Raw genomic sequence first — 17,172 nt, forward strand, 5'->3', positions numbered from 1 at the left:
GCCAAGGCTTTTCGCTCTCACCAGAAACGGCGTCTTCAAGGTTCTGCTTGATGCGATTACCTAACTGCGTTGTAGTGCTAAGGTTTTTTGATACATCCCATGGATTCTTCAGGTGTTCTAAAACATCTGCCGCAATAATGTAATCAAAGTACTCCAAAGGATACGCAAGCGGTTCCTCAGCGTCCATAGCACTGACAGTGCAAAATGTCGATGCAACGTCAGCACTATTATGATTCAATTCAATGCCATGCAGTTCAGAATTTGGATAGTAATTTTTAATTTGCAGCAAGGTCGCACCACATGCACAGCCGACCTCTAAGATTTTAAGTTCATCTGTCTTCTCGTGTCTATCCATAAGTTGGATAATTTCATGGCGTATCAGCATTGAATAGGATGGATTAAATCCCCATTTAGCAATAAATTTTCGACTATTTGATGTCATTAATTCGTTATACAAAACAGGATCTTCTCGAAAAGTCGCGGAGCCAAAGTGATGAACAAACACATCCTTACATACCACCAGGTCGTACCCCGCTTTTATTATCCGGATCGAAAGGTCATCATCTTCGAAGTTCCCGGGCGAAAACCTTTCGTCTAGTCCACCCACATGATCAATTACGCTCCGCTTGATTAATATACAAAACCCTACAAGTTTCAATCTCCTCTCCCATACCTTATAATTTTCCACACGTATCTTTGCTGCGTAAAGCTGCATTTCGTTTATATCGTCACCGTAGTTCGTTTCTATAGCCTGATAATTCGAAGCGTTATTTGTGACCGGCCCAACTGCGCCAATCGTGTTTGAGCTATATAGACAGGAGATCAGTGAGTCCAACCAATGCTCAGTCACTACGACATCGTTATTGAGCAACAGGATATTCTGCCCCTGCGATTGGGCAATTCCTTGATTACATCCCGCAGGAAAACCTACGTTACTCGCGTTAAAAATAGGCGAGATATCCGTCTGGCGTAGCAACCACTCCTTGGTACCATCTGTAGAACAATTGTCAACAACAATGATCTCATACGTATTCGGGGTCGTCCATCGACGAATGCTCTCAATGCATAGTCGTGTGAAGGCCAATTTATTATGTGTTAGGATGACAATGCTTGTTATACACGCATGTTCCGACATTCTTCAGATCTCCTTATTTTAAACTAATCAAGGGCATGTAGCCATCCATATCACAAATCCGCGAAACTCGGTACAGCTTGGCTCAAATATAGTATATATTACGAATTACTAGCGGCCGTGGACGACGTCCACAGTCTCGCACAAACGCTAGCTCCCCACGCGCCTCCATGTCTCCGACCAAGTCTTCCAGAAATCTAACATCGATGAATGGTCGTCCGCTATAGAGTCCGGCTTAAGAAACCATCGAACAGCCACCTTGTAATAGTAGGCGTAAGATAGGTCGGCTTCTCGGGAACCATCGACGTTTGGATTTAGCGACGACCTAATAAAGGTTATCAAATTCTCCAAATCTTCAATAGATTTTCTCATGTTTTCGTATTTGCATTGCTCATAATATGACAATATTTGAGTAGTGAGTGTCACTCCTCGGTCATGAAGGGATGCCAATTGCAAGTGAAAAGGCATACTTCTAACCGAAGTTTGAAGATAAATGTCACTCGCTCGCATAGTAACACCTCCAATTTCCGCACTTTTGAGCGCAATTGAAGCAAATTCCTGGTTTTGATCAACCTTCCAAAGCTCTAAAATATTCCTCAGTGTTATCGAGTCTGGATATTCCTCTAAACCGAGTAGCAACAACTGCACCGCTTTCATTCTATCGTTGCAGCGCAGTGCCATATCACACTCTAGAAGTATTCGTCTTACTGTGACTGAGCCTGCCATAGCCCTACTCAACTGCCTGTTAGCATCCTCATAGCACTTCTTTGTGAATGCATCTAAAGCCAGAAACTCGTTTTCCCAAGGAATCTCACCTTGCCACGAGACACCCTTAAGTTGAATAAGAGTGTCTTTGTACTGGAGATACTCAAAGACCTCTTCACGATCCGGGGCATTCGGGAGCCAACTCGACAAGATCTGTGTCGCATTCATGCAAACGAGATCTCTCACAAACGAACAAATAGGAGCTCCCTTCCAGCCAGCTTCAAAATAATCTTTGAGCTCTTGTTCCCTTGGACTACGCGGTTCTATGTTACCAATATCAAGGCTGTTCTCTATTGCGACAATGCGCCGCCACAACCTATACTCCACTTCGTCGTCAACTTGAAGTTCTTCGTAACACGATTTGGGATTTTCGCGACATTTGACCGCAATTTTGGCCCTCTTCGTAACCCAATTGGCGCCGATTCTTGCTTCGACTCGCGTAACGACTTCCATAGCATCCGGCAAATCACTTACACAATAAGCCTCCGCATAGTTGCAAAGTGTCTGGAAGTCAGTGATTCTACTTTCTATTTCACTTCGAAGAAAATCCGTATCCCGCGGTAACAAGTCAAACAAATGTAATATGAGCAAATCTTGGTTTGGGTTTTCTAAGAATGATTTAAAATAAGAGTCTCGCGCACTTTCTTTGTCTCCTACCAACGACCAAGCTCGGCCGAGAAACAGAGACGGTAAATATGTCCCCATCCCCTTCACTAAATCAAAAAGCGCTTCGGGAGGGTCACCCAAGGAGTGGGCTCGTGTAAGCGGGGCGATGGCGGAACCGGGTGACTTCGTCTGAACGAGCAGCATGCCCAACCTAGAATGAAACTCGGCCAATTCAGGATATATATTACAATATCGTTTCGCTACCAGAATGGCCTCGTCTTTTCTCCCCAGTCCATCTAAGCACGACACATGAAATACAAAAATTCTAGCAACAATGTGGTCCCATTTTGACGAGTGCATCTCGGCTATTATCTTTATACTTTCCTCAATAAGGTCCAACGATTGTTTATATTCACCTAGACGGACATATTCCGCAATGAGGTTGGAACGCTGATATAAATCCTGCGGATTTCTCTGCAATTCAGTCCTTATCAATCGCACATTACGTGCTGACTTGTCCTTAGCATGTACTACCTTATTGATATATCCGAGATGGTGAATGTCTAGATCCAATTTCTCAATCGATTTCTGAGCATTTAAAATGGCACCCGCCACTTGTTCATGAACAGAACCCGTGTACATATAACCGCGGCGAAAGATGCGAACCACCATTACAGGACGCGTTCCTACTAATTTGTTCCCGTTATCAACATAGTTTTGTATGTTTACCATAAAACCATCTGCAGCAGAATCTTCTAGGGAAGTCCTTAGTTTCTGTTTTTTAGAGGAATCCAGCCACTCGTCCGCGTCGATAACCAGGACGAAATCCCCACTTGCATACCTCAAAGATTCATTTCTTGCGGCAGAAAAATCATGACTCCATTCGTAATCAAAGACTTTGTCTGTGTAGGCTTTAGCGATTTCCCTTGTAGAATCCTTCGAACCAGTATCCACTACTATAATTTCATCCGCTATCCCCACAAGAGATTCTAGGCAGCGGGCCAAGGTCAACTCCTCATCCCGAACGATAAGACATGCTGAGAGTAGCACGCACAAAGCACCTTCTTCTTAATTGATTTTCGAGAAATTGGATGAAAGCCCGCAATTTCAAGACAAAGTGCTCATTTCCCATTTACTAATTGCGAAAAACGATACGCTCGGTGGGCATGAAGTTGGGAAACGTATGCGGTGAACTCCGACTGCATGTCCTCTACCATATGTTGGATTCGAGTGATAATCAATTGCGTACATTCAGAGGCTGTCTCTATATCGAGCAGTGACAAAGTGACGCCGCCCTGGACGCAACGCTCAATCAAGTCCATACGATGCTGAAGCAAGACAAACACATCGACAAATCGTCTATTATCTAAGGCCTCGAGTATCATTGAGCCGAGAAGATGAACTCGCTCAAAATGTTCGTCCGCTGTTTCCATCTTTTCACCCCCACTCAAAGGGTCGTACTTGTCGAAGATGAAGTACTGGAGGACGAACTGCCGCCCATCAACGCAGCCAACTGTTGCATTTGCGATTGCGATTGTTGCATCGCGAGATTCAACTGATTCAATTGCTTCGTAAAGTCATCGACCTGCTGCTGTATCTGTGAGTTAACCTGAGTCAAGTAACTTTGAATATTTTGTTGCTGTGCTTGCAAAGAATTAATGTCACTCTGCAAAGGACTAACTTGATTATCGCTACCCACTAGATACGTGTTCAGTGTAGCATTCATATTTCCCAAAATACTACCTGTCTGGGGTATGGCTGTGCTTGCGTTCATCTGAACAACGCCAAACAATTGTTCCACAGCTTGAGGGTTACTAGTCATTGCATTCTCAAACATCGTTTGCCCACTCTGGAGGGTGCCCGTAAACGTTGAACCAGCAAAGCTGTAGCCAGAGGAAGACTGAAATTGCAAATTTCCATTGGTCGGATTTACTACGATGCCTATCGATGAAAGGGAGTTAACGGCAGCAGAGCTGGTACTTATGACATCATTCAGGGTCGATGGCAACTGAGATAGCAAATTATTCGCATTGACGTCCGTAAATAAAGGACCGGTCGTCGGAGCACTGGATGAACCAGAACCCGCCTGGTAAGATGTGTCTTTATGGAGCAAATTAATAAGTGTGTTGTAAGCATCCATCCACGTCTTAACCGCCGTAACACTTGACGATGGGTTTGAGGCGATAGTCAGGGTCGCTGACTGGGAGGACGACACCAGCTGCGAAACGTTAATCACAACATTCGGGATGGCATTCGAGAAGCTATCTGTGCTCGATGTGAAAGACTGTCCGTCAATCGTCATGTCGGCGTTGGTCGCGGTACTTTCGTTGGCGAATCCAAATTGACCGGATGACGAGCCTGAGACAGTGTCCGAAATTGTAAACCCATTGGCAGTTCCAGTCTGAGAAGAAGAGAGGGACAACGCATATCCGTTCGACGTGTCAAGCACTTGGGCTTGCACACCTGTAGAACTCGTATCAGCGTTAATCGCTTGGCTGATGCTCTCCAGACTCTCCCCAGAGGTCACACTAATAGAAGCGCTCGAGTTACTGGAACCTGAAACTGGCGTTAACGTCAATGTTCCCGCTGACAGGGTCGATGTTCCAGACGCCGATGTCTGTAAATTCGCAGTTTGAATGGATGTCTGGTAGCCAGCCAAGCTAGTCACCGAAATGCTGTAAGACCCAACCTGAGCTCCTGCACTGGTCGTTGCGGTAAAGGCGGTGGTATCGCTCGATGTTGCGGTTACAGAGTTCCAGTTTTGAGAGCTAGCAAGAGTTTGAGTTGCAGTTTGAAATGTTTGAAGAGCCGTCTGCAAATCAGAGAGGGCACTTTCCGAGGTTTGCAAGCTATCAATCTGTTGCTGCGGCTGTACCGTCAGTTCTTGCTCCAAGGCTTGCTGCATGGCCTGCGTATACTGCGTCACAGGGAGTCCAACGCCGCCAGGATTGGAAATCGTATTAATGGCCTGTAATGGATTAAAGGACACGTGATACCTCCCCTTTCCAAGCAAGATAGGCTAGTGGCCCACAACGTATGTGGGCCACCAACTGAACAACACAGCAACACGAACTAGCTCAAGAGCTTCAAAATAGCATCCGGTTGTTGCTGTGCCTGTGACAACATGGCGATGCCTACTTGATTCAGGACTTGCTGCTGACTGAAATTGGTGTATGTCTGCGCCATATTGGTATTTGTGATGGTCGAATCTGCATTTTGCAGATTTTCAGAAGAATTTTGAAGATTAGATATCGTGTAATTCAGTTGATCTTCGACCGCACCAACGTTCGCTTGATACGCTGAGAGACTCGTAATGGCGGCTTGAACTGCGGAAATTGCCGCTTGAGCCGATGCCTGTGTGCTAATCGACACCCCAGACATACCCAAGGCAGATGAAGTGATAGTTGCCAAAGTAACCGTCAACTGCTGATCCGTTGTATCTTGTGCTCCTACCTGGAACGTTAGTCCCGTCGTTGCATAGTTGCCGTTTAACAGCGTCATGGTGTTGAACTGAGTATTTGACGCAATATCATTAATTTGGGTTGTCAAGGCAGTAAATTCTTGCTGCAAATTGTTCAAATCAGTCGACGTCTGCGTACCGTTGGCCGCTTCGACGCTCAGCGTGTTCATCGTCTGGAGAATGCTCATCACTTGGTTCATTGCGCCACTGGCGGTCTGCAGCAAGCTAGTCGCATTCTGTGCATTTTGCGTAGCTTGATTGAGACCATCCACCTGCGAAGTCATCTGCTGAGAGATAGCATATCCCGCCGGATCGTCCGCTGCACTGTTAATACGATTACCACTCGAAAGTTGCTGGTACGAGGTTTGCAACTGATTCTGAACGTAATTCAAATTGGACAGAATGTCAGATGCGGAGGAGTTGTTGTTAACGCTGAATGAGATCCCCATTTTTGTAATCTCCCTTCGAAATATGATTCAAAATATATAACAAGGAGTAACCTCCTGTGTTATCCATTCGGTAAAAAGCTCACTAGCGACGGAAGAAGAACCTCTGAACCCATCTTTAAAGCAGCGGTAAAGACACTTTGATCCGTGTTGAATTGTGTAATGACTTGCGCCATGTTCGCGTCTTCCAAGTCCCCTTTATAGTTCGTGAGGACTGTTGAGTACTGCGACATCTGGCTTTGAAGTGATGTCAACCGCTTGATTCTGGCACCCACATCCGCGTTTGCATTCACAACATTGCTCAGGTTCTCTTGGAGCGACGACAACAAGGAAGACATTGTGGATTGATTCGCATTCCCGGAGGAGAGCTGCGTAACCAAGCCGTCCAACGTACTTTGAAGAGTGTCTGAAGTACCGTTGGGGGCCGTATTCATAATTTGATCCGCAGTTACATTAATGGTGACATTTATAGATGACGAAACCTCAAGTTGAAGGTTCCCAGTAGCACTGGAGCTAACGGAAAAGCCGGTGGAATCTGCGGCACTGGATGACACCGGCGCACTAAGTGGTAGCGTCCCCCCAAACAGGTATCGGGAGCCTTGAGTTGTATTGAGACTTTGATATATACCTCCAGCCAATTGCTTAATGGTTTCCCCGAGTGCTTCTTCGGAGGAAGACGTTTGATTGGTGGAGTTCATCGCCTCTACGACATAGGACTGAATGGACTGCAGGGACGATATCACTTGGTTTAAAGCCGAACTCGTAGAATTCATCCAAGTTAGGCCAGCGCTGATAGTATTCTCGTAGCCACTCGTCTGCGAAAGGGTTGCTCGCACGGACATATCTTGTGATACGGCCAATGGATTATCTTCCGGCATGTTCAAAACTTTCCCTGTAGAGAGCTCATTTTCGAGCGACTGCATCCGTTGATTGTCATTTGTAATATTGTATAGAAACGATTGAGTCATCATCTGCTGAGTGATTTGCATCGAACGCTACCCCCTTCCCCAAAAGAAAGATTGATATAACGACTTCAAACGCTTTGTATCAACGTTTGCAGCATACTATTGAACACGCTAATAAATTTAGCTGCAGCATTATAGGAGTTTTGAAACTGAACCATAAGCGCCGCCTGCTGATTCATGTCCACACCAGAGACGGACTGTCGCAAGGTGGAACTTTGCTGAGCTAGCGCACTAGCTGTCGACTCGCTATTATTGACGCTCTGTGCCTCCACGCCAATTTGAGAGACTATTGAGGCCAGGGACTCATCGAATGTTCCACTACTGGAATACGGAGCAGTAACTGCGTTATCTCCGGCGACACGAACATACTGCCAAGTGCCACTACCCGATTGACCAGCACTTTGCAGTTGGAACATAGCAGTAGCGTTGGAGTTCCCTTCCGGACCATCTGCCGCACCCCCCGCAGCGATGTCCGCCGTGGTAAAAGGCGTATTCGTGCTCGGGTCTGGCGCGGCTTGCAAAACAACATTCCCGGCACTGTCGTTAGTCACCTCAAACAGGGGCGGCCCAGCTGTCCCTCCGAGTGTCAGCCCTTCCGCCTGTTGACTATTCACTTCCGAAGAAAAATTATTTAGGAAATCGTTTACGCTCGCCAACGTGCGACTCGCGTCATCAAGCCCTTGAACATTTCCTGCAATGGCACCTGAGTTAATAGCGGATAACAACGAATTGGAGGGTGAAGTAACCGAACCCTGTCCCGTATACCCGGACGAGGAAGGTAGATAATCCGACGTTTCTGACGGCGAGCTGGGCGGCTCGTTATATGCGGTCCAAACAACGTTGGTCCCGGTAATTGATGGATTCAAATCTTGATTGTATTCACTGGCAGTCCCGTTACCGCCAACCAGAGGGATGGCGTTAGCGCCATTTCCCAAAAAGACGTTCACCGCACCGTTTGATTGAGTGGAATAAGTGATATTCGCGAGCTTCGCCATTTTATTCAGGAATTCTGCCCGCTGATCTAAGAGAGGATTCGGACTTTGACCAATTTGCGTCTGCATCGCAATCTGTTGATTGAGAGTCGCAACTTGCGCCGAGTACCCTACCAGTTCATTGACTTGACCTTCGATAGTTTGTGCCAATCCCTGCTGCTGCTGTTCCAACTGGCTGGTCACGGTTTCGAAGGTTTGGGCGACAGACTGCGCTTGTGAAATGACGGATTGTCGCGCAGCTGTATTGGTAGGATCCGTAGAGAGTGTCTGCCAAGACTGAAAGAACTGGTCGACTGCATTCTGCAGTCCACTGGACGACGGCTCGTTAATAATGCCCTGCAACTGGGTGAGGGTGGTCTGGTGCGCTTGATACATCGCCAAATAACCTTGATTGCTACGGTCTTGTGCATCCAGATATGCATTGGTCTGGCGTTGAATTTGGACAACCTGAGAGCCTTGTCCCATCTGCCCCACGGGAAGCGACTCGTTGTTCGCGGGAAAAGCTTGACTCTCGTCAATCACCGCATTCTCCACTGCATATCCCGATGTACTGGCGTTGGCTATATTGTTGGATATGACATTTTCCGTCTGCTGTGCGGTCTCTAGCGCACTGACTCCAATGTTGAGAGCAAGAAATGTCGACGTCGGCATCTGCGTTCCTCCTTTCCGTCTACGCCACTGCAAAGGCTCGAAGATACAAATCAACCTGACTCAGGCCTTCTGCGCATAAGCCCGATGTGGCGCGAGCACTCTGTTGAACTCATCAGAAACCGCCAAAGCTTGTTCCACCAGCTGTTGCTGAACCCCAACAGACTTGAGCAATTGAGTCATTCGAGCTCGGACTGAATCGTCCACAAGAGATTCCGGGATTGCTTGAAGGTACTGGCACTGCTTTACCACCAAGTCTACCAATCCATTACTTTCCATGCGGGTTAGCCTGTCCTGAATCTCTTGTGTAATACTTTCAATGCGTTCGAGAATCTCAAAAACTTCTGTTCGGCTCATTTCTGCATGCGTCTCGCTCAATGTTCAAGCTCTCCACTTCTCAATACTGCGGCAGCTAGTTTCTCGAAATTCACTTGATATGACCCCGACTTTACCTGAGCGCGAATCGTTTCCATCTTCTTCGACTTGCTCGACGATATGGCGCCGTCCCTCTCGATGGAATTCAGGCGCGTAGTCTCTACCTTATTGGAATTTCCATCGTTTTGAATCCCGTCCATGGGAGGTATCATAGTCATCAATCCCCCTTACACTCCTATACACGGTCGTTTCTCGTCGAATTTTGCGTGCATCTCAGGAGATTTGTAGATTTTTTTTGAGGAAGACAAGCGTTTTTTGATAGGAGCGAGTCACCGTCGATACGGCAACGTCGAGGATATCTGCGATTTCGGAGAAAGTAAGATCTTGCTCAAAATAGAGCGAAAGGATAAGTGCATCCCTCTCTGGCAACCGCTTCAGTTGCTGCACTAGGTCCATCCACAACTCGGTATCGTACGTCGGTTCTCCAGCGTGAATGTCAATGGCGTGTTCAATGTCCACTGTTGTCAATTGTTGATAGGCGTCCAACTTGGAGCGCATGGAGCGGGTTACTTTGACAGGAGACGAATCTCGAACCGCATCGCGCATAGCCCCTTTAACATGCACGAAAAAATGACGACGAATCGCCTCCTCATCGATTTCATCGTCTACTCGACTGGCATACTGCCACCAGCGCAAACGCGCAGCAGACACTAAGTCCTCGACATCGATGGCTGCACTCTGCCGCAAACGAACATACCGGCGCGCAAGCCTCAGTACATAATTTTCTTGTTCTTGAGTCCAACCCGATTCCAAAGGGCCTCTCGTTCCTTTCTGAAAATAAGGGCAAAATAGATATTGTGTTCCTGATTGTTGGTACTTTCCCGAGCGACTAAAGAAGCCCCATGATGAGCGAATATCGTCAATACGAAGCTCTGGAGATCCCGCTCTGCGAACCAAGAAAGTGCAGTAGCTAATACACCTTAAAGTTCGACAGAGGTCGACAGAGGAAAGCGAACCTCATCGCTTCGTCCCCTCCGCGACATCAATTTTGGAACCATTCCTCTGTTTTGGTCACTTTCTACCATCCAGTTTCGCCATACAAAAACCGACTCACACAACCAATCCATCGTCACAGGCGAGACAAACTGCGGTACGAGCCCACTTTTAGACTTCCTCAAGTGGCTTCGTGGCCAAAATGACGACCTGACTCGTGATGTGAAACTGTGGCTGCAAAACTTCTTGGCGGTAGGCTGCCAAACAGTCGTCAAACTGGCTGGCCCCTAAGATGCCGTGGGCTACCATATCGTCCTTTGCAGCCTCAAAGCGGCGAATGGTGAGTTGCACGCCAGGGTCTTCCACGGTTGTTTGAATGAATTGGGTCTGTGGCAGGAGCGCGGTGGCCGTGATGTCGAAACCGGCATGTTTCAGGAGATGAGGCATCTTTCGGCCGATGTTGCGGTCCCTACCCTCCGCCGACTGCAACTCTGCGAACGCGCGCTGCAAGGCCGCAAAGCCCGTGTTCGTATTTTCTGGGTAGGTGATGGTAAGACCATCGTCCACGTCAATGACGCAGAGGACGCCACCTGGTTTAAGGCGACTTCGAAGCGCCATGACTGCTTCGTAAGGATTGCTAAGGTGCTGAAACAGGAACCGGGCCGTGGCAAAGTCAAACACGCCCAATTCTTCCTTCGACCGCAGTTCGTAAACATCAGCACTGACGAAATCAACGCGCGAACCAAGCTCAAAGACAATCTCGAGTCGGTCATCCAAAGCACGGGCAATGCGCTCTGCGACGCCAGTCAGCGCGTCATCCGAATCCAGAGCTGTGATGTCGAGGCGTTTGGTTGCAGCGAGATCGAACGCCAAAGCTCCAAAGCCAGAACCAACATCTAACACCCGCATGCCATCTTTGAGTGGCAAATGGGGTAACAGCGAACGCCGCGACGGTCCCGTGTAAATCGTTTGTTCCAAGAGCCAACGCTGGGGTAAATCCGGCTGGTTTAAGAAGTCACGGTACACTTCATCGTGCACGTGAAGTCGAGATGTCCATGCGGAAGTGGATTCTGCCAAACAGGTCGTTCCTCCCTAGGCGAACAGTGCGCCAAGATTCCGATACTGGCGAAGCAAGTCGGGGATACGCGCACCAAGCGGAGCGCCAACACCAAGGCGGGCGTCACGAGTACGGTATTGGTCAGGCGCAACGCTTTGCTCGCTCTGACCGTCACCCGACCGCTTCTCAAAGCACCGTGATAGCCATGTTCGACTAGAGCAGGGCCGTTTCCTGCTCGGACGCTCAACGAGACTTTTTGGGGGGAAGCATCGTGGCCGATAGAATCGCCACTAAAATGGCAGACAGTCCAATGACCCAACTGTGGGACGGCACAACATCAATGACGGCAATAAACAACAGGATGGCGATGACGTTGACGACGAGCCTCGTCCACATAGATAGTTTCAGTGCGGGCAAAACCAGTTGCAGCACGAACAGAGAGGCGCGCCACACAATGACAAATCCGATTAATTGTGCGATATAAACGAGAATACCCATAGTGTTCCCTCCCATGTCAAAATTCCGCCACCCTTCTGCTCACCGCATTGCCTGAGTTCAGCATTCAGCAGCGGAGAAGTGCCTACGCTTGTTACAGAAGAGGTATGCGGGGTGGACAGTCAACGTGCCAAAAATCAGGGCGCCCCACCAACTGGGACGCCCTTGTCAATACCGTCAATACTGAGGCTCAATCAACCCGTAATCGCCACCTTTGCGGCGATAGATGACATTGACTTCCTCTGACTCCGCATTGCGAAAGACGTAAAAATCGTGGCCGAGCAAATCCATTTGCATCATAGCTTCTTCGATATCCATCGGCTTTATAGGAAAGCGCTTCGTGCGAACGACGCGCGGTTCACTCTCATCCGGACTTCGACTGCCGCCGATAAAATCCTCACGCACCCGCGTTCGCAACCCCTGATTGCGGAAACGCTGGTTTAATTTTGTCTTATGGCGATGAATTTGCTGTTCCAGTTTGTCCACCACGAGATCGATCGACGTGTACATGTCTTCGGACGATTCTTCTGCCCGAAACAAAACGCCATGCAGTTGCAACATCACTTCTACTTTGTGCATACCGCGCTCGACCGACATGGTCACCGAAATTTCGCGTTCTGGCGGAGCATCGAAGTACTTTTCCAAGCGACCCAACTTCTTGTCCACAAAGTCGTGCAGCGCTGGCGTAACTCCAAGGTGATCACCATGTACCTGAATGTTCATGGACATCACTCCTCCTTCGTACGCATAGTATACCGCTGCCAGCCCGGAAAGTCATCGCAAATTGTCTGAAATTATCACAACTCGACCCACCGACCCCTGCGGACCTGTGAACAACACCTCATCAGCGCCCAGATGAGTGACCCCAAGCGGGCTCACGTCAGCGCGAGTAGAAACCTTTCTTCTCTGCGTCCTTTTTCTCCTCCGCGTGACGGCGCATGTTCTTTGTAGACTCTCCGAGTTCTTTCGCCATCTCCTGTGTACACTTGGCACACAGTCGACCCGTTTGCGTCATCTGTCCACAGCGCTCGCACGGATAGACGAGATTTGGATTGTCACGCAGGAGTAAGCGACCATCCTGAATCATCTGGACGATTTTCTCCGACGGAACGCCCGTGTTCTCGACCACATCGCCGATGGTGGCATTCTTGTTTTGGCGCAAGTAGTCGCGCACACGCAAAAAAGCCGCTTCTTCTTCCTCCACACAGGCCGGGCAGAGGTCTCGGCGAACTTTGTTAAAAATGCGCCCACAACGCTTGCAATTCGCTATCGGCACGTCCATCCCACCCCCATAGCTAGTATACTCGCGACCAATTCTCGCCACTAGAGGAAAGACTGCCGAATCGACAAATTTCTTACCAGCCACCCATAGACACATCGTTCCGAAATCAGCTTATCAGGCGAGCGACTTACGGCACGTAGGCGACGGCCGCGCCCATCACATCGGCTGCCCCCGCCTGGTAGAGTGCACTGGCACATGCTGCCATGGTCGATCCGGTCGTGACCACGTCATCCACCAACAACACGCGCTTACCCGCAACCTCCGCTCCCGCTCGCGCCAGCTCAATCTGGCCTTCGAGGGCCTGCATTCGCTCACTCTGCGACTTGCTCGTCTGAGATTCGGTAAATCCCCCATGCCGATTCTCTTTGATGAGCGCCGGCAGAACCGGAGCGGAAATTTCTCGCGCGAGCACTGCAGCTAAAAGGTACGCCTGGTCATAGCCGCGCTTCGAAAGACGGTCTGGAGACGTAGGTACTGGCACAATCCAATCCGGCGCCAGGGCCCCACCTGAAGCTCCGAGCGCCACCGTGACAAGCGCCATGCCAAACCAATCCGTCAACTCGATGGCGCCGTCATACTTCCATGCCCGAATCATCGCAACGAGCGGCCCCTGGTAGGGCATGGCGCCGAGCACGCCTAACGGCTTGACGTGAAAGCCCCTCCTGGACCCTCTTCCAGCGGCAACCAGCGGAGGCAGAGGTAGGTGGCGAAGAGCGGGATCGAGCGAAATTTTTGTTATGTCCTGTAAACAAAAGGGACACACCCGCAGAAGCAGGTGCATCCCAAAGCGATGAGGGCTACCAACGGCCGACCGCCGTGGTGCGCTCCGCCCGCACAAGCGACAATGGTCCGTTTCGAGAAAGAAGAGGTGGTCGAGAAAACGCTCTTTGCAATGTTTCCGCGCAAACGCCGGGTGCCAGCCAGGCGGAGTCATTCGCATGGCCGATTCACCGTCCTCTCGTAGTAGACCAAAGCGAGCAACCCTTCTCCCACATGCGCCCCAATGACCGGCCCCAACTCTGCCACTTCGATACTCGCGTTTTCCACCTCCGAGCGGAGTTGTTCGGCCATCGAGAGCGCATCTTCTGGGCGATTCGCGTGCACGACCCCTAGTTGAAGGGGCGCGCCCTGCGCTGCATCCGCTTTGAATTCCTCGAGAATCCGCTCCAGTCCCTTACGGTGGGTGCGGACTTTTTCGTAGAGATCGATTTTTCCATCGCGCACAGTCAAAATGGGCTTAATTTGGAGAAGCGCCCCAAACACCGCTGAGGCTCCGCCAATTCTCCCACCCCGATGCAGTGCTTCCAGTGAACTGAGCAAGAATCGCGACTTCATGGTGGCCAACGCGGTGCCCCAGTGCGCGAGAATCTGCTCTCGCGTGGCCCCCTGTTCGCGATGCAACCACGCCGCATCTAACAGTGGCCCGGCGATACCGTAGCTGGCAATCCTCGAATCGACCACACACACCCGCTCCGTAGCCACCATCTGCGCCCCTTGATTGGCAGAGGCAAACGTACCGCTGAGGCCATCCGACAGCGTGAGGCAAAGAACCTCGTCGTGCGTCTGCAACAGCCTCTCAAAGACCTCCGCAAACGCACCTGGAGACGGCTGAGAAGTGGTGGGCAGGGTCTTCTCATTGCGCATCCGCTCATAAAACTCGCGGTGCGTCAAATCCACGCCTTCCCGAAACGACTCCCCGTTCATCAACACTTGAAGTGGAACCACCGTAATCTCATAGCGGTCCCGGTCCTCATCTCGCAAATAAGCCGTACTGTCCGTGACCAGCGCGATTGTTCGCATCGACGTCCCTCAACTTTCGCTAAGCTTGCGGCACCAGAGGATGGCCGCCCTTGCCTTTGCTCGACCCGCCACCCGCCGCGCCACTCTTCACGCACCCGGGGCTCCTTTACACGATGGAGAATTCCGACTCATCCGGCAGTTGGCTGTCCAGCCGGGAAAGTGTAAACCAAAAGTCGCTGCCTTTCCCTATTTCGCTCTTCACCCCGACTTCGCCTCCTAGCGCCGTCACGATGTGCTTGACAATCGACAACCCCAGACCCGTGCCGCCCGATGCCCGACTGCGGTCCCGATTGACGCGATAAAACCGCTCAAACACCCGCCCCAAATGCTCTTCGCCAATGCCAATACCCGTGTCGACAACGTGGACCTTAACGCGATCGACCAATATTTCACAGCGAACACTCACCACTCCGCCCTGCTGGGAATAGTGAATGGCGTTGCTCATCAAATTCAAAAACACCTGCAACAACATGTCGTCATCCGCCCACACCGCGACATCTGGTAAACTCTCAACGCGCATGACAATCTGCCGCTCCTCGGCGACGGACTGGAGCCTATCCAAGGCTCGATGGACGATACCAGGCAAGTCCACCGCCACGAGTTGAACGCGGTGCTCCTCTGCTTCGAGCCGCGACAATTCCAACAGGTCGGAGACGAGCGCACTCATTCGGTTCGACTCGTCATAGATGGTCCGGAGGAATTTCTGCCGCGTCTGGCGCGGGATGTCGTCATCCAAGAGCGTCTCCGCAAAGCCGCGAATCGCGGCAATCGGCGTTTTCAATTCGTGCGACACATTCGCAACAAACTCACTGCGCATGCGCTCCAAGCGGCGGAATTCGGAGACATCATTACAGAGCATCAGCACATCATACGCTGTCTCAGCGGCGCCGCTCGACTTCGTCTTCGACAAAATCGGCACCAATCGCACCATAGCCGTCTGATTTTCGCGAATGTGCAGTTCACTTTGCCACGGCGCGCCAAACAGCAGCGCATTGTCGATGGCTGCACCGAGATTGTAATTCCGAAACAGCGTCCAGTGCTGGCGATGGGTCCATTGTTCCAACGGTTTGCGAAACATCAGTTGCGCAGACTCGTTCACCATCTCCACGTGCCCGCTGCGATTAATGTAGATGATGCCCGTATTCATATTATGCAAAATATGCTGCAGGACATCTCGCTCACCAGACAAGATGTCGATCTCGCCATCCACATGGTCGGCCATTCGATTAAAGCTGTCTGCAATGGGCTGCAGGAACCCTTTTCCTTCGTGCTCGTACATGCGCATCCGGTAAGTCCCAGACGCCAGAGCATCCAGCGAGTCGCGCAGGTAGGCGAGGAACTGCCGCATCCGGTATGCGCGTACCCACAGCCAAACACCCATCCCAACTACGCCGACAGCCAAACCAATCCCAAAGGCGACAATCATGCGTTGCGCCCGGACGGATCTGTAAATTTGTATCCGATGCCGCGCACGGTTCGAATATACACTGGATTTTTCGGGTCATCTTCGATTTTGTCTCGCAAATGGGAGACGTGCACATCGACAATCCGCGTATCGGTGGCGGAACTGTAGCCCCACACGCGGTCCAGCAGTTGGTCTCGAGACAAGACGTGTTCCTTGTTTTCCATGAAGTATTGGAGAAGTTCAAACTCTTTCGGGGTGATGTCAATCAACTCGCCATCAAACAAAAGTTCATGCTTCGACAGGTCCAAAGTGACAAATCCTGCTTTCAGGACTTTCGGCGACTCCTCGTCTTCCTCATCCTCGCCATCGGCGTCAAAACGCCGTAAGACAGCCCGTGCGCGTGCTACCAATTCGCGCGGAGAAAACGGCTTTTTGACGTAATCGTCGGCCCCCATCTCCAAGCCGAGAACGAGGTCCACTTCTTCATCGCGGGCGGTCAAGAGAATGATAGGTACATCAATTTTATCTTGGCGCAACCGCCGACATATTTCCATGCCATCCATTCCTGGCAGCATCAAATCGAGAACAATCAGGGCCATGCGTGCATGATGCTGTTTGATGACTTCGTAGGCTTGCCGTCCATCCTCCACAGTTTCCACGTCATACCCGGCGCGTTCAAAATTGTACGCGACTAGGGTGCGAATAGACTCTTCATCGTCTACCACCAAAACGGTTGGCACCAAATCGCCCC

Annotated in this window: 18 protein-coding genes; all 18 read right to left on the minus strand. The window is 50.3% G+C overall.

Annotated features, from left to right (window positions below; all coding sequences use genetic code 11):
* Positions 1 to 1,135 (minus strand): glycosyltransferase (locus tag M4I36_RS14845; RefSeq protein ID WP_258112539.1); only part of this gene is annotated, 1,135 nt, incomplete at its 3' end.
* A gap of 147 nt (positions 1,136 to 1,282) precedes the next feature.
* Positions 1,283 to 3,553: a tetratricopeptide repeat-containing glycosyltransferase family 2 protein gene (locus M4I36_RS14850; protein WP_258112540.1), complete on the minus strand. Its 2,271-nt coding sequence runs from the start codon at positions 3,551 to 3,553 to the stop codon at positions 1,283 to 1,285.
* Positions 3,554 to 3,624: 71 nt separating this feature from the next.
* On the minus strand, positions 3,625 to 3,936 hold the full coding sequence (locus tag M4I36_RS14855; RefSeq protein WP_258112541.1) for a hypothetical protein: 312 nt from the start codon (positions 3,934 to 3,936) through the stop codon (positions 3,625 to 3,627).
* A 14-nt stretch (positions 3,937 to 3,950) separates the two neighbouring features.
* Positions 3,951 to 5,492 (minus strand): flagellar filament capping protein FliD, encoded by a 1,542-nt coding sequence (gene fliD / locus M4I36_RS14860; protein WP_258112542.1) that lies wholly within the window; start codon positions 5,490 to 5,492, stop codon positions 3,951 to 3,953.
* Between the two features lie 83 nt (positions 5,493 to 5,575).
* Complete coding sequence (locus M4I36_RS14865; protein ID WP_258112543.1) at positions 5,576 to 6,412, minus strand: flagellin N-terminal helical domain-containing protein; 837 nt, start codon at positions 6,410 to 6,412, stop codon at positions 5,576 to 5,578.
* A gap of 59 nt (positions 6,413 to 6,471) precedes the next feature.
* A complete protein-coding gene (locus M4I36_RS14870) occupies positions 6,472 to 7,398 on the minus strand; it encodes a flagellin N-terminal helical domain-containing protein (RefSeq protein WP_258112544.1) in 927 nt (308 codons plus the stop codon).
* 44 nt (positions 7,399 to 7,442) lie between these two features.
* Positions 7,443 to 9,017 carry a flagellar hook-associated protein FlgK gene (gene flgK, locus M4I36_RS14875; RefSeq protein WP_258112545.1) on the minus strand — a complete coding sequence of 525 codons (1,575 nt, stop codon included), beginning with the start codon at positions 9,015 to 9,017 and terminating at the stop codon, positions 7,443 to 7,445.
* 60 nt (positions 9,018 to 9,077) lie between these two features.
* Complete coding sequence (locus M4I36_RS14880) at positions 9,078 to 9,392, minus strand: hypothetical protein (RefSeq protein ID WP_258112546.1); 315 nt, start codon at positions 9,390 to 9,392, stop codon at positions 9,078 to 9,080.
* The gene (locus M4I36_RS14885; RefSeq protein WP_258112649.1) at positions 9,389 to 9,607 is read right to left on the minus strand and encodes a flagellar biosynthesis anti-sigma factor FlgM; all 219 of its coding nucleotides are present in this window, start codon (positions 9,605 to 9,607) and stop codon (positions 9,389 to 9,391) included. The genes M4I36_RS14880 and M4I36_RS14885 overlap by 4 nt, the downstream gene beginning before the upstream one ends.
* 55 nt (positions 9,608 to 9,662) lie before the next feature.
* The gene (locus tag M4I36_RS14890; RefSeq protein ID WP_258112547.1) at positions 9,663 to 10,202 is read right to left on the minus strand and encodes a sigma-70 family RNA polymerase sigma factor; all 540 of its coding nucleotides are present in this window, start codon (positions 10,200 to 10,202) and stop codon (positions 9,663 to 9,665) included.
* A gap of 351 nt (positions 10,203 to 10,553) precedes the next feature.
* On the minus strand, positions 10,554 to 11,459 hold the full coding sequence (locus M4I36_RS14895) for a class I SAM-dependent methyltransferase (RefSeq protein ID WP_258112548.1): 906 nt from the start codon (positions 11,457 to 11,459) through the stop codon (positions 10,554 to 10,556).
* 223 nt (positions 11,460 to 11,682) lie between these two features.
* The gene (locus tag M4I36_RS14900) at positions 11,683 to 11,937 is read right to left on the minus strand and encodes a hypothetical protein (protein WP_258112549.1); all 255 of its coding nucleotides are present in this window, start codon (positions 11,935 to 11,937) and stop codon (positions 11,683 to 11,685) included.
* A 174-nt stretch (positions 11,938 to 12,111) separates the two neighbouring features.
* Positions 12,112 to 12,657 (minus strand): ribosome hibernation-promoting factor, HPF/YfiA family, encoded by a 546-nt coding sequence (gene hpf, locus M4I36_RS14905; RefSeq protein WP_258112550.1) that lies wholly within the window; start codon positions 12,655 to 12,657, stop codon positions 12,112 to 12,114.
* Between the two features lie 157 nt (positions 12,658 to 12,814).
* A complete protein-coding gene (locus M4I36_RS14910) occupies positions 12,815 to 13,300 on the minus strand; it encodes a TIGR03826 family flagellar region protein (protein ID WP_258112551.1) in 486 nt (161 codons plus the stop codon).
* A 43-nt stretch (positions 13,301 to 13,343) separates the two neighbouring features.
* A complete protein-coding gene (locus M4I36_RS14915) occupies positions 13,344 to 14,156 on the minus strand; it encodes a ComF family protein (RefSeq protein ID WP_258112552.1) in 813 nt (270 codons plus the stop codon).
* A complete protein-coding gene (locus M4I36_RS14920) occupies positions 14,147 to 15,016 on the minus strand; it encodes a DegV family protein (RefSeq protein ID WP_258112553.1) in 870 nt (289 codons plus the stop codon). Before M4I36_RS14920 ends, M4I36_RS14915 begins: the two co-directional genes overlap by 10 nt.
* 106 nt (positions 15,017 to 15,122) lie before the next feature.
* Positions 15,123 to 16,442 carry a sensor histidine kinase gene (locus M4I36_RS14925; RefSeq protein ID WP_258112554.1) on the minus strand — a complete coding sequence of 440 codons (1,320 nt, stop codon included), beginning with the start codon at positions 16,440 to 16,442 and terminating at the stop codon, positions 15,123 to 15,125.
* Positions 16,439 to 17,161, minus strand: coding sequence for a response regulator transcription factor (locus M4I36_RS14930; RefSeq protein WP_258112555.1), 723 nt, complete (start codon positions 17,159 to 17,161; stop codon positions 16,439 to 16,441). The genes M4I36_RS14925 and M4I36_RS14930 overlap by 4 nt, the downstream gene beginning before the upstream one ends.
* Positions 17,162 to 17,172 lie beyond the last annotated feature (11 nt).

The sequence above is a fragment of the Alicyclobacillus sp. SP_1 genome (genome assembly GCF_024706985.1).
In the GTDB taxonomy this organism is placed as follows: domain Bacteria; phylum Bacillota; class Bacilli; order Alicyclobacillales; family Alicyclobacillaceae; genus Alicyclobacillus_I.

Coding starts and splice junctions, on each gene's coding strand:
- M4I36_RS14900 (WP_258112549.1), bottom strand. CDS start 11,937: ATGGGTATTCTCGTTTATATCGCACAATTAATCGGATTTGTCATTGTG.
- M4I36_RS14870 (WP_258112544.1), bottom strand. CDS start 7,398: ATGCAAATCACTCAGCAGATGATGACTCAATCGTTTCTATACAATATT.
- hpf (WP_258112550.1), bottom strand. CDS start 12,657: ATGAACATTCAGGTACATGGTGATCACCTTGGAGTTACGCCAGCGCTG.
- M4I36_RS14865 (WP_258112543.1), bottom strand. CDS start 6,412: ATGGGGATCTCATTCAGCGTTAACAACAACTCCTCCGCATCTGACATT.
- M4I36_RS14915 (WP_258112552.1), bottom strand. CDS start 14,156: ATGCGAATGACTCCGCCTGGCTGGCACCCGGCGTTTGCGCGGAAACAT.
- M4I36_RS14925 (WP_258112554.1), bottom strand. CDS start 16,442: ATGATTGTCGCCTTTGGGATTGGTTTGGCTGTCGGCGTAGTTGGGATG.
- M4I36_RS14885 (WP_258112649.1), bottom strand. CDS start 9,607: ATGACTATGATACCTCCCATGGACGGGATTCAAAACGATGGAAATTCC.
- M4I36_RS14920 (WP_258112553.1), bottom strand. CDS start 15,016: ATGCGAACAATCGCGCTGGTCACGGACAGTACGGCTTATTTGCGAGAT.
- flgK (WP_258112545.1), bottom strand. CDS start 9,017: ATGCCGACGTCGACATTTCTTGCTCTCAACATTGGAGTCAGTGCGCTA.
- M4I36_RS14855 (WP_258112541.1), bottom strand. CDS start 3,936: ATGGAAACAGCGGACGAACATTTTGAGCGAGTTCATCTTCTCGGCTCA.